A 12938-nucleotide genomic window follows, 5' to 3' on the forward strand; every position below is an offset into this window, starting at 1 on the left:
GCCCGCGCATCTGGCTGGATCGGTGGCCGGGGTCCGCCCTTGTCAAATGCATCCGGTGTCCAATCGCATCCCGGTTTCGGGTTTGGCTCAAATTGATCCAGTATTGATCTACACCAAAACGAATGCTAAGCAAGCCCTATTCGCAGCTCCGGACCTCTTTGAAGAATGGCCCGGGCTTCTTTTTTGAAGAGTGGCAATGAGCATCGTCCCAATCACCTCGCCGGATCTCGATGCAGCCGAAGTCTCGTGGTTCGCCGCACTCTGCTCGGACGACTATCGCTATCTCGGTGTGCCGCACGGCGCGTTGCGCTCGAGCTGGGCGCATTGCTCCGAGATCGTGAAGACGTCCGAGGAACTAGGTTTCCGCAACATCTTGTGTCCGTCGTCCTATCAGGTCGGCCAAGACACGCTGAGCTTCGTAGCCGGCTGCGCGCCGATCACCTCGAAGATCAATCTGCTCGCCGCTGTGCGCTGCGGCGAGATGCAGCCGATCATGCTGGCGCGCACGATTGCGACGCTGGATCACATGCTGGAAGGCCGGCTGACGGTGAACATCATTTCGTCTGACTTTCCGGGCGAGACGGCCGACAGCGCCTACCGTTATCAGCGTTCGCGCGAGGTTGTGCAGATCCTGCGCCAGGCCTGGACCAGGGACAGCATCGATTTCGAGGGCGAGGTCTATCGCTACAAAGGACTCTCGACGGCGCCAGCGAAGCCCTATCAGCAAAATGGCGGCCCGCTGCTCTATTTCGGCGGTTATTCGCCCGACGCGCTCGAGCTTTGCGCCGAACAGTGCGATGTCTACCTGATGTGGCCGGAAACCAGGGAGGAACTTGCCGGCCGCATGAAGGCCGTCCACGAACGCGCCGAGCGCCATGGGCGGACGCTCGACTACGGCCTGCGCGTCCACATGATCGTGCGCGATACCGAGGCCGAGGCAAAGGAATATGCCCGGGAGCTGGTTTCGAAGCTGGACGACGAGCAGGGCAGGGCGATCCGCGAGCGCGCGCTCGACGCCCGATCGCTCGGCGTATCGCACCAAGCCAGGAACCGCCAGATCGCCGATGCCGAAGGCTATGTCGAGCCGCATCTGTGGACGGGCGTCGGGCGGGCGCGCTCTGGTTGCGGCGCGGCGCTCGTGGGCTCGGCCGATCAGGTTCTGTCGGAAATCGAGACGTATATGAAGATGGGGATCCGCGCCTTCATCTTTTCCGGCTACCCGCATCTCCACGAGGCGCGTCATTTCGGCACCAAGGTGCTGCCCCAGCTCAAGACATGCTCGCTCCCGCACGCCTATGGCCGTGTGCCGGAACGGACCCCGGCGACACCATTGGGAACGGGGGAGCGCCGCTGATGGAGCATGTCGTGTGCGATCCACGCCTTTTGCGCAATGCCTTCGGGCGCTTCGCCACCGGCGTCACGGTCGTCACCACCGGCACGGCCGACGGCCCGGTCGCAATCACTGCCAACAGCTTCTCATCCGTGTCGCTCGATCCGCCGCTGGTGCTCTGGTCTATCGGCCGCCACTCGCGCCGGTTCGAAGCCTTCGCCAATTCCGCGCACTACGCCATTCACGTGCTGGCGGAAGATCAAATCGATCTGTGCTGGCGTTTTTCGAAGTCGGGGACGGACTTTGCCGATCTTGACCTGTCGTGGAGCGAGCACGGCGTGCCATTGCTGCCGCGCGCACTGGCGCGGTTCGAATGCAGCGTCGCCGACCGCTTCCCGGCTGGCGACCATATGATCCTGCTTGGACGTGTCCTTGAACTGCAGACGCAAGAGGGTTTGCCGCTGCTCTTTGCTGGCGGCAAGTCGCGCGCTCAAGAGGCCAGTTGATGACCGCCGGCGCCGCTTCGGGCTGGTGCCGTCGACTGGCGCACCACGAGATTGCAGGCAAGTTCGACGCGACGCGGCGGCGACCCCGAATGGGCCATATCGTCGAGCAGCAGGCTAAGCGCCGCCGATCCGATCTCGCGCATGGGAATGTGCATCGCCGTCAGCGGCGGGTTGCAGAAGGCAGCGAGCGGCAAGTCGTCCATACCGACCACGGACACATCGCCAGGCACCGAATATCCGGCCTCCTGGACGCCGGCGATGGCACCAAACGCCAAGCTGTCGCCGGCCGTCAGCACGGCGGTGAAATCGAGGCCACGGGCCGCGATGCGCTCGGTCACGGCCCTGCTCGCAAGTTCCGGCAGCCAGTCCTGCACCTCAACCACGAAGTCGTCGAAGCCGGCAATTCCGGCTGTGATCAGCGCGTCGCGCCAACCTTCGTAGCGCCGCTCGATCGTGCGCCGGCCACGCCGCATCAGGAACAGGATGCGGCGGTGGCCGAGGCCGATCAGATGCTGCGCCGCAAGCATGGCGGCAGAGCGATTGCAGGGCGTCACGCTCGAATGGCGCATCGAGGGATCGTCGCCGTTGACGAGCACGATCGGCTTGGCGAATCCGGCTGTCAGCGTCAGCACATCGTCATCGTCCAGCGTCAGAAACAGGCAGCCGGCGACGCTGTCGTCGCGCTCGGATTCACGCAGCAGCGCGATTTCGTCCTCGGGCGCCGAAACCGGCCGGGTCACGAGTTCGACGCCCAGCAACCGGGCGCGCTCGTTGAGTCCATCAAGGACATGGTAGGTGAACTGATTGCGGGCACTGTCCACCATTGCCACGCTGCTTGCGGCCAGGATGACCTTGCGGCCGGCAACCGAGGCGGGAATGGCATAGTTCATCGACTTCGCCGTTTCGATGATCCTGGTGCGAAGCTCGTCCCTCACGCCGCCGACGCCGCTCAGCGCACGGGAGGCGGTGCTGACCGACACGCCGCAACGCGCCGCTATCTCTTCAAGTCGAATGCGGCGGCTGGGGCGGCCGCGCTTGCCCTGGATATTCATCCGCTCCGTCACCTCCGGCAAAGTCATCCGATTAATGCAAAAAATTTTCAGATTGCGCAAGAAAAATGGCTGTGAAACAGTTCCGATGAAGCGGGAGAAACGGGAGGAGTGATGCCGCTATCGGCCGAACGCCTGAATTCCGTGCTTGCCAGCCTTGTGGCCGGCATGACCGGCTTGCGTCATGACGGGCGGTTCCATGAGCCGAATCTCGACGGCACGCCGGGCGACTATGTCAGCTTCGACAGCTGGGAATGGCCGCAAGGCGTCGGGCTCTACGGGCTGATTCGGCTGTGGGCGCAGACCGGCGACGATCGGCTGCTGCAGACGATCGAGGCCTGGTACGACCGACGCATCGCTGCCGGTCTCCCTGCGATGAACGTCAACACCACCGCGCCCCTTTTGGCGCTAAGCGAATTGTGGCGGCGCCGGCGCCAGCCGCGCTTCGAGCCGGTGCTGCGCGAATGGGCCGAGCGGGTGGCCACCGCCTTGCCACGGACGCCCGAAGGCGGTTTCCAGCATGATGTTTCGGACCGGGTCAACGACGACGAATTGTGGGACGACACGCTGTTCATGGTGGCGCTGTTCCTCGCATCCTACGGCCAGGCTGCCGGCCAGCGTCGCTTCGTCGAGGAAGCAGAAAGGCAATTCCTGGTCCACGCCCGTTATCTCGCTGACCCGGCATCAGGGCTGTGGTTTCACGGCTGGACGTTCGCGGGACGGCACAATTTCGCCCGCGCGCGTTGGGCGAGAGGCAATGCCTGGATTACCGTCGGCATCCTGGAACTGGTGGAGTTCGCCGAAATTGCACCTTCGGTCCGGGCCTATCTGCTCGGCGTGCTGGACACGCAGATCAACGCCCTGCTCGAGGTGCAGGCAGGTTCGGGCGCATGGCACACTCTGCTCGACGACCCGACATCTTACGAGGAGATTTCCGCCACGGCCGGCTTCGGCTACGGGTTGATGAAGGCCGCGCGGCTCGGAATCGGCTCGACAGAGTGCCGTGCCGCCGGCCTCCGCGCCTTGGAAGCCGTGGTAGCCAACATCGATGACAAAGGTGTGGTGGCGAACGTGTCCTATGGCACACGCATGGGCGCCGACCTGCAGTTCTATCGCGATATACCCATCCATCCGACGGGCTACGGGCAGGCGCTGGCCATTCTGTGCCTGACCGAAGGGGCGCGTCATCTGCAGTCGAAGGTGGAGGCGGCATGATGCGGACGCTCTATGGCGCGTCGCCGGGCGATATTGCCGGCATGGACACGGACCGGCTGAGGGCCGAGTTCCTCGTCGACGGCTTGTTCCGGCCTGGCGCGATCGAATTCGTCTACACCCATGTCGACCGCATGATCGTCGGTGGCGCGGTGCCGCTGGCCAACCCGCTGGCATTCGGCGACGGGGCCGAAGTCGGCACCCCGCTCTTCTTTGACGCGCGCGAGATGGGCATCGCCAATCTCGGCGGCAATGGCACGGTCGCGGTGGACGGCCGGCGCTTTCACGTGGCTAACCGCGACATCGTCTATGTCGGACGCGGAGCGCGTGAGGTGACGCTGGAGAGCGACGATCCGGAGAGGCCGGCACGCTTCTACATGAACTCGGTGCCGGCTGGCGCCGATATTGCGCACCGTCTCATCGTCAGCAGCGAAGCCAGGCCGCTTGTGCTCGGCGAGGAGGCCCGTGCGAACAGGCGCACGCTGCGTATGTACATCCATCCCGAAGTGGCCCCGTCCTGCCTCTTGCTGATGGGGATCACCGACCTCGCGCCGGGCAGTGTGTGGAACACCATGCCGCCGCATCTGCATGAGCGGCGCATGGAAGCTTATTGCTATTTCGACCTCGCCGAGGCCGACCGTGTAATCCATCTGATGGGCCGGCCAGACAAGACGCGCCACCTGATGGTCGCTGACGGCGACGTCGTCCTGTCGCCTGCCTGGTCTATCCATATGGGTGCCGGCACCGGCCCTTATGCCTTCGTCTGGGGCATGACCGGCGAGAACCAGGCCTACACCGATGTCGATCCAGTTGCCGTGAAGGATTTGCGATGAGCGAGGCCGCGCAAAGCGTTCGGACGGATTTTACGCTGCGCCGGCCGCTCATGGCGGGGCAGCCAATCGTCTATTGGCGGCTCGGGTCTATCGCCGAGCAACGCTACGACGTGGCCGACCAGCCCATGCAAGGCGAGATGGATCCCTTCTTCTTCCTGACCAAGCACAAGAATTTCATTCCCCACGAATATCCGTGCCGCACGCAGTTCGCAGCGGAACGACGCGGCAAGCGACCACAGGTCAGCGCCGAATTCGGCGCCGAGCGCATCTGGCTGCCCTTCGCCTCGCCGCGCATCGACCTATCGGGCTTCTGGTTCCGGCCGACGGTGCTTGGAACCTGGGCCGAGACCACCATCGAGGCTGCCTCGACTGGCGAGGCGCTGGTGCGGCTGCGCACATGCGGCGGCGCCACACTCTTTGCCAATGGCGAGGAAGCCGGCTGGATGGCGCCCTACGGCCGCAATCTGGAAAGTGCCGAGCACTTCAAGATCGCGCTGCGGGCCGGCCGTAACGACATTCGCGTGTGGTTCGACGATCTCGCCGAGCGCGACGCCCGCTACTATTTCCAGCTCGATTATCTATCCGGTCCGGCTGCTTCGGTGGCACTGCGGATCGAAGTCGAGAGCGGCGTTGCCGATGCGATGGAAGCAGCCCTTGACGACATGCATTTCGACCGTCCCGCCTATGACGGCGGCGAGGTGGCGCTCGTCACCGGGGTGGCCCTGCCGCGCGACGCGCAAGTCGAGATCGAGATCGAAGGCGATTTCATGTCGATCGAGACGCCGGTGCGCTTCGCCTTCGATCTGCCGGCGGGCCAGACGCGGCTGCCGATCGCCGATACCGAGCAGCTGCCGGCCGACTTTCGCCATTTCAAGGTGGCGCTGACGGTCGCAGACCATGCCGTATCGCGTGTCTTCGGCGTCGAGATATGCCACACGCGCCGTCAGGGCGATGCGCCGGAAACGCTTACCGCGCGTATAGATGAAGCCCTGCGCGAGGTCGCCGGTCACGCCGAGGCCGATACGGTGCGCGCGCTGGCGCGCCTGGCGATCGGACAGCAGGGCGCCGAGACCGACGCCATGATCTCCGGCACGCTGCCGGCGATCGAGGATTGTCACGATTGCGCCGACTTCATCCTGGTGCCGCTGCTGTGGTGCCGCAAGGCCTATGGCGATCGGCTGGAAGCGAGCCTGCGCGCGCGCGTCGACAACGCCATCCTCGGCTATCGCTACTGGATGGACGAGCCCGGCAATGATGTGCAGTGGTACTTCTCCGAGAACCACGCGCTGCTCTTCCACACCGCCGCCTATATTGCCGGGGGCCTGTTGCCTGATGTGCGGTTCGTGCGGTCGGGCCGCCTTGGCCGCGAACAGTCCGCGGTTGGAGCAGCGCGTGTACGCGCCTGGCTCGACCATTTCGAGGCATGGGAGATGGCCGAGTTCAACTCGGCGCCTTATTTCCCGATCGACCTCAAGGGCCTGTGCGCGCTCTACGCGCTGGCCCCGGACAAGAACATCGCCGAACGTGCCGGCAAGGCAATCATACGCCTGCTTGAACTCGTCGCCCGCTCGGCGCATCGCGGCATCCTCACCGGGGCGCAGGGCCGCTCCTATGAGCACACGCTGCGCGCCGCGTGTTCCCTGGAATTATCCGGCATCTGCCGCATGCTTTGGGGCAAGGGCAATTACGGCATGCGCTTTCACGCGCTGCCGCAGCTGGCACTCTGCCTGCGGGATCACGATTTGAGCGTTCCGGACGGGTTGGCAGCCATTGCTTCCCTCACCGACGATACGGCGTGGGAATGGACTTTTGCGCAGGGACAAAATCGCTTCGCGCGGCTCTACCACTACAAGACGCGCGACCATGCGATGGGCAGCGCCGCTGGCTACCGCTGGAACCAATGGGGTTATCAGGAGACCGTCATTCACGCCCGGCTGGGCAAGAATCCGGATGCGCAGATCTGGATCAACCACCCCGGCGAAGTGCTGCAGTCGGGATATGGCAGACCATCATATTGGGGTGGCTCAGGCACGTTGCCCCGCCTTCACCAATACCGCGACCTCGCCGTCGTCAGCTTCTCCTGCTCGGATGAACAGCCCGACTTCACGCACGCCTGGTTTCCCGTACGTGCCTTCGATGCCGTGCAAGTGGGTGGCGATCGGGCGTTCGCGCAATCGGGCGACGCCTTCGTCATGCTGAAGACGGATGTTCCGCTCACGCAGGTAGTGGCCGGCCCGACGGCCGGCAACGAGTTGCGGGCGGCGGGACGCAGGACGACATGGATCATTCGCCTCGGTGACCGGAATGCCAATCGGCCGGCCCTCGACGCCTGGACTGCCGTTTTTGGGGACCTGTCGGTGCGGTCGGGTCCCGACGGCGAGTTGATCGTCGAGGATCCGGAATACGGCACGGTGCATTTCCTCGCCGACGCAAGGATCGTGGCTGAGGCACGTACACTCGATCCGGCCAACTGGACCGTGCGCGGTGAGGCGATGCGCATGAAGCACAGAGAGTAGGGAGGAGATCGGCTGCGACGCTCAAGAGGAGGAGGGCGTAGCAGGCTTGAACCATCGGGGCGCCGCCCCGCTAAAGGAGGAGACGAAGCATGAATAAGACCCGCACTTTGCTGGCCGCGCTATCGGTCAGCCTGCTCGCATCGACCAGCGCGTTTGCCGGCGACGTGCGCATCATGTGGTATTCGGACGGTGTCGAGGGCGATGTCATCCAGGACATTCTGAACCGCTTCATGAAGGACAATCCCGACATCCACGTCACGCTCGACAACGTCGCCTACAAGGTGATCCAGGAGCAGTTGCCCATCCAGCTCGAAGCCGGCCAGGGTCCGGACATCGCCCGCGTCACAAACATCAAGGAGCTTGCCCAGCACTGGCTCGATCTCAGGCCACTGGTGGCCGATCCGAAATATTGGGAGGACAATTTCGCTGACACGCTGGACTGGATGCGCCCCGACGGCTCCAACGCCATCCCGGGTTTCATGACCCAGCTCACGCTCACCGGCGGCTTCGCCAACAAGACGCTGTTCGAACAGGCCGGCGTGCCGCTGCCCGGTGACAAGGCGACCTGGGACGACTGGATCAACGCCGCCGCCGAGGTGGCGAAGAGCCAGCAGCTTCCGGCTGCCTTCGCCATCGACCGTTCCGGTCACCGCATTTCGGGCCCGAATGTCTCCTTCGGAGCGAACTATATCGGCCCCGATGGCATGCCGGCGAAAGTGGACGACGGCACCAAGGCTTTCGTCGGCAGGCTCGTCGACTGGACCGCCAAGGGCCTGATGCTGAAGGATACCTGGGTTTCGGCGGCAGGCTCGACCTATCGCGCGGCCGCCGACGACTTCATCAACGCCCAGATCCCGTTTTATTATTCGGGCAGCTGGCAGGTCGCCAATCTATCGACCAAGATCGGCGATAGTTTCGACTGGGTGGCGACCGGCTCGCCTTGCGGTACCGCAGGCTGTTCGGGCGTGAAGGGCGGCGCGGCGCTGGTCGCCATCAAATACACGAAGAATCCCAAGGACGTCGCCAAGGTCATGGATTATCTAGCCCGTGAAGACGTGGTAAAAGAGTTCAGCGAGCGCACACTGTTTCTGCCCGCGCACAAGGGCGTCGTAGACAAGGGCGGGCTGAAATGGGTCTCGGCCGACAAGAACGTCGGTCCGGCGCTCGACAAGTTCGTCAAGGCGGCGGGTGAAACCCTGCCGGCGGCCGATGCGCTGCCGCCGTGGAAGTGGGCCAACGCTTACTTCGCCGCGCTGGTGACGCGCGTCAGCCAGGTGATGGCCGGCGAGCTCAGCCTCGACGATGCCTGGGGCAGGATCGACCAGGATATCGCCGACAAGGTTGCCGAGGCGAAGTGACCGCCGCCGCGACACTGAAGGCATGGATTGGCGCCGCCCTCGCGGCGCCGGTCGTGTGGCTGGCGTCGATCGTCAACGTGCCGCTGAAGTTCTGGCAGCGAGCGACGGGCACCGGCGGCATGGCCGCGTTCTTCCTCGCCCCAAACATGGCGATCTTCGGCATTTTCGTCCTGGTGCCGATGATCATCAACTTTTTCTATTCGGCCACGTCGGGAACGGCCTACTTCCTGCAGGACCGAACCTATGTTGGGCTCGAGCAATATCAGCGCCTGCTCGATTGCGGCAACTACCTGGACACTGCCACTTGCCACGAGGATCTCTTCTGGAAGGCCGTGCACAATACCGGCCTGTTCGTCGTCGTGCAGGTGGCGCTGATGACGGTCGTGTCGATGGCGACAGCGTTGATCCTCAACCGCGAGATCGTCGGGCGCAGCTTCTGGCGCGCGGTGTTCTTCTTTCCGGTGCTGCTGTCGCCCGTCGTCACCGGCCTGATCTGGCGTTGGATCCTGCAGCGCCAGGGCCTGCTCAACCTGATCGTCCATGATCTGGGCGGCGAGCCGCACAATTGGCTGACAGACCGTTTCTGGGCTTTCACCGCCGCGGTCAGCGTTTCGGTTTGGGCACATATGGGCTTCTATACGCTGATCTTGCTTGCCGGATTGCAGGCGATCCCGCGCGACCTTTACGAAGCGGCCGAGATGGACGGCACGAAGCCGGCGCGGGTGTTCTGGCGCATCACGCTGCCGCTGCTGATGCCGAATCTGCTTGTCGTCATCGTACTGGCGCTGATCCGCGCTGTGCAGATCTTCGACGAAGTCTATGTGCTGACGGGTGGAGGGCCGGGAACCTCGACCCTCTATATCACGCAGTACATCTATGAGATCGGCTTCGCCTCCCTGCTGCGCAACCCGGGGCTGGCTTCGGCGGCTTCGATCCTGATGGGGTTGGTGCTGGTCGTGCTCACCTTGGTTCAGCTGCAGGTTGGACGCCGGGGTGAGCGGAAAGGAGCCCGCGAATGAGCGGCGTGATGACATTCCTGACCCGCCGGCGCGGCGGTCGCGGCTGGCACTGGACGGATATCGTGAGCTGGCTGTGGCTGCTCGGCGGCGTTGTCATCATGTTCGGCCCGGCCGTCTGGCTGGTGGGTTCGTCATTCAAGACGCCGGCACAGCTCGCCGAGTTCCCGCCGACCATAATGCCTTATGTCAGCCAACACGCGAGGGTCGAAGGCTACGACAAGCCGCTGACCCTCTACAGGGTGAAGTTGCCGGATGGTTCGACCAAGGTGCTGGCCGAGGTGCGGCGCATCGGCATCGTGGCGCAAATGGTGGATCCGCAGGCGCCGAACGATATCGTGAAGGTCAACATCGCCGACCGGCAGCCGGTGCGCGAAATCGGCTTCGCGACGGAGAATTACACCGAGCCCTTCGTCCATTTCGACTTCCTGCGCTATCTGCGCAATTCGGTTTTTGTGACGGCAATGGCAACGCTGATCACGCTGCTCACCAATTCGATGGCCGCCTTCGCCTTGTCGAAATACAAGTTCCGCGGTCGCGATCTGACGATGCTTGTGATCGTCGGTACGCTGATGGTGCCGCTGTCGGTCATCCTGGTGCCGCTCTATTCCGTTGTGGGCGCCGTCGGACTGCTCGATTCGCTGTGGGGCGTGATCTTGCCGACCGTGGCGACGCCAACCGGCGTCTTCCTGCTGCGCCAATATATGCTGACTATCCCCGACGAGCTGCTCGATGCGGCGCGCATGGACAACGCTTCCGAATGGCAGATCTACTGGCGCATCGTATTGCCGCTTGCAGCACCGGCGCTCGCCGTGCTGGCGATCTTCTCGGTCGTCTGGCGCTGGAACGACTTTCTGTGGCCGCTGGTGGTGCTGTCGCGCAAGGAACTCTACACACTCCAGGTCGGCCTCAACACCTATGCCGGCCAGCTAAACGTGCAGTGGCACTACATCCTGGCGATGACCGTGGTGACGATGATCCCCGTCGTCCTCGTCTTCGTCTTCCTGCAGCGTTACATCACTTCCGGCATTGCCGGCACCGGGCTGAAGTGAGGATGTCATGGGACGGATAACGCTGACCAACATTGATCGCGCTTACGGCAAGATGAAGATCTTGCACGGTATCAACCTCGACGTCGGTGACGGCGAGATGCTGGTCCTCGTCGGCCCGTCGGGTTGCGGCAAGTCCACGCTGCTGCGGTTGATTGCCGGGCTCGATCGGCCGACCGACGGCAAGGTCGAGATCGACGGGGTCGACGTCACCAACGTTTCGGCCGCGCAACGCGGTCTGGCGATGGTGTTCCAGTCTTACGCGCTCTACCCGCACATGAGCGTGCGCCAGAACCTCGCCTTCGGGCTTGAAAACATTCGTATGCCGAAGGCCGAGATCGACGCGCGGATCACGGAAGCGACGCGCATGCTGGAAATTGCTCCCTATCTAGACCGCCGGCCCGGTCAATTGTCGGGCGGCCAGAAGCAGCGCGTGGCGATCGGCCGTGCGGTGGTGCGCAATCCGACCGCCTTTCTGCTCGATGAACCGCTGTCCAACCTCGATGCCGAACTGCGCATCACCATGCGCGCTGAACTGGCGGGCCTGCACCGGCGGCTGGCAACCACGATGGTCTACGTCACCCATGACCAGATCGAGGCGATGACGCTGGCGGACCGCATCGTGGTCATGCGCTCGGGGCGGATCGAACAGGTCGGCCGGCCGCTCGATCTCTACAACGCGCCGGCCAACCTGTTCGTCGCCGGCTTCATCGGCGCGCCGCGGATGAACCTGCTGCCGGTGAAGGTGCGTTCGGCAAGCGGCGCCGAGGTGCGTGTCGAAGGTCCAGGCGGGCTGTCGGCCTCGATCGCCGCCGACGGGGTCGCGCTGAAACCGGGAGACGACGCGACGCTTGGCATCCGGCCACACGACATCCAACTTTCGAATGGCAGCAAGGGATCGGTGGAAGCGCGGGTAACGCTGGCCGAGGCGTTGGGACCGGAAACCGTTGTCCACGCCACCATTGCCGGCGACGGCAAACTTATCGCCGTTCTCAAGCAGCAGGGCGTTGAAACGCAAGGGCCGCCGATCAACCTCGCTCTGCCGCCGGAGCGCATGCATCTCTTCGATGCCGCCGGGCTGCGTGTCGCACCGCGTTAGCCGGCGGCAAGATAGCGGGTTGCTTTTCATGAACCGTCGCAACTGCGCACAGCGAACGCGTTGCGCGCTTGTCAAAATAGGTGAACGTTAAGACAACCGAACGCTTCAAGAGGGCGCCCTCTGCGATCATTGCTGCCAGGGTCTTCGGCAATACGGAGGTTCGCGCCGGCACGTTCGCGCGCCTGAATCCGGCTGACTGATAATACGACCTGTGCTGAGGTTCAGTACGAACTACCGATCAGGTTCTGTTGTCCGGCTTCGTCATCCAAAGGACCGGGATGCGCCCGATCACGCTTGCGCCATTTGGCATTCTGCTCTTCGCAGGCGCGATGTGGCTGCTGTCCGCTTCGACGAGCGGTAGCGGATCACCGGACCTGACCCTTGCTCTGCTGCTGCGAGGATTCGGCCTCGGCCTTCTGTTCGTGGCACTGACGCTGGTTACGCTGCAGGGCCTTGCCGCCAATGCGCTGCCGTTTGGCATCGGGCTATTCAACTTCGGCAAGCAGGTGGGCGGTCTGACCGGCACAGCCCTCTTGCAAACGTATATTGATCACCAGAATGTCCACAACCGGACGATACTGGCGTCCCACCTCGTCAATGGAGATCCAGCCGTAGACCAGCGCTTGAAAGCAACTGCGAACGCTCTGGCGAACAGTGTCGACAGCACTGCGGCGACAAAGGCCGCCCTGCCGCTGCTGCAGCGCGCGCTTGAGAAGCAGGTCGCCACGATCTCGTTCGACGAAGCTTTCTTCGCGCTCGTCCTGCTGTTCGCGGTCGCTGCGCCCTGTCTCATTCTGTCTCATTGTCGCCAAACAATTGCTCGGCCGCCAAGCCGCTCCGCAGAACTAAAACCGCGTCCACGCCCTATACTTTGGAACAGATGTATTGGTCGGGAGAGCCATCCAGATTATCTCATGAGCCGTGTTAACCGGACGAGACAGGGATGACGAATGCAGAGGTTTTTCCGGCT

The 12938-nt window shown here is 63.6% G+C and carries 11 protein-coding genes; 10 read left to right on the forward strand and 1 reads right to left on the reverse strand.

Annotation, left to right across the window (positions count from 1 at the left end):
- The first annotated feature begins 196 nt into the window (after nucleotides 1–196).
- Together NKI47_RS18830 and NKI47_RS18835 are read left to right on the forward strand one after the other, a co-directional pair.
- Nucleotides 197–1354: an LLM class flavin-dependent oxidoreductase gene (locus tag NKI47_RS18830; protein ID WP_352592472.1), complete on the forward strand. Its 1158-nt coding sequence runs from the start codon at nucleotides 197–199 to the stop codon at nucleotides 1352–1354.
- Nucleotides 1354–1836, forward strand: coding sequence for a flavin reductase family protein (locus NKI47_RS18835; protein ID WP_023674185.1), 483 nt, complete (start codon nucleotides 1354–1356; stop codon nucleotides 1834–1836). The genes NKI47_RS18830 and NKI47_RS18835 overlap by 1 nt, the downstream gene beginning before the upstream one ends.
- Here the strand turns inward: NKI47_RS18835 and NKI47_RS18840 are convergent.
- Entirely contained in the window at nucleotides 1821–2888 is a 1068-nt protein-coding gene (locus NKI47_RS18840; protein ID WP_352455781.1) for a LacI family DNA-binding transcriptional regulator, read from the reverse strand. The genes NKI47_RS18835 and NKI47_RS18840 overlap by 16 nt on opposite strands.
- 111 nt (nucleotides 2889–2999) lie before the next feature.
- Here NKI47_RS18840 and bglB point away from each other — a divergent pair, with 111 nt between their 5' ends.
- The 8 genes from bglB to NKI47_RS18880 all read left to right on the forward strand — a co-directional run bounded on the left by bglB (nucleotide 3000) and on the right by NKI47_RS18880 (nucleotide 12915).
- Nucleotides 3000–4100: a beta-galactosidase BglB gene (gene bglB / locus NKI47_RS18845; RefSeq protein WP_352592475.1), complete on the forward strand. Its 1101-nt coding sequence runs from the start codon at nucleotides 3000–3002 to the stop codon at nucleotides 4098–4100.
- Nucleotides 4097–4930 carry a 5-dehydro-4-deoxy-D-glucuronate isomerase gene (kduI, locus tag NKI47_RS18850; protein ID WP_051406061.1) on the forward strand — a complete coding sequence of 278 codons (834 nt, stop codon included), beginning with the start codon at nucleotides 4097–4099 and terminating at the stop codon, nucleotides 4928–4930. Before bglB ends, kduI begins: the two co-directional genes overlap by 4 nt.
- Entirely contained in the window at nucleotides 4927–7446 is a 2520-nt protein-coding gene (locus tag NKI47_RS18855; protein ID WP_502898054.1) for a hypothetical protein, read from the forward strand. The genes kduI and NKI47_RS18855 overlap by 4 nt, the downstream gene beginning before the upstream one ends.
- A gap of 89 nt (nucleotides 7447–7535) precedes the next feature.
- A complete protein-coding gene (locus tag NKI47_RS18860; RefSeq protein WP_352592478.1) occupies nucleotides 7536–8804 on the forward strand; it encodes an ABC transporter substrate-binding protein in 1269 nt (422 codons plus the stop codon).
- Nucleotides 8801–9823 carry a carbohydrate ABC transporter permease gene (locus tag NKI47_RS18865; RefSeq protein ID WP_502896943.1) on the forward strand — a complete coding sequence of 341 codons (1023 nt, stop codon included), beginning with the start codon at nucleotides 8801–8803 and terminating at the stop codon, nucleotides 9821–9823. The genes NKI47_RS18860 and NKI47_RS18865 overlap by 4 nt, the downstream gene beginning before the upstream one ends.
- Complete coding sequence (locus tag NKI47_RS18870; protein WP_023674192.1) at nucleotides 9820–10872, forward strand: carbohydrate ABC transporter permease; 1053 nt, start codon at nucleotides 9820–9822, stop codon at nucleotides 10870–10872. The genes NKI47_RS18865 and NKI47_RS18870 overlap by 4 nt, the downstream gene beginning before the upstream one ends.
- 7 nt (nucleotides 10873–10879) lie before the next feature.
- A complete protein-coding gene (locus tag NKI47_RS18875) occupies nucleotides 10880–11968 on the forward strand; it encodes an ABC transporter ATP-binding protein (protein WP_352592481.1) in 1089 nt (362 codons plus the stop codon).
- Nucleotides 11969–12216: 248 nt separating this feature from the next.
- A complete protein-coding gene (locus NKI47_RS18880) occupies nucleotides 12217–12915 on the forward strand; it encodes an MFS transporter (RefSeq protein ID WP_352592484.1) in 699 nt (232 codons plus the stop codon).
- The last annotated feature ends 23 nt before the right edge of the window (nucleotides 12916–12938 follow it).

This window comes from Mesorhizobium sp. M0633, from assembly GCF_040320645.1.
GTDB lineage: Bacteria > Pseudomonadota > Alphaproteobacteria > Rhizobiales > Rhizobiaceae > Mesorhizobium.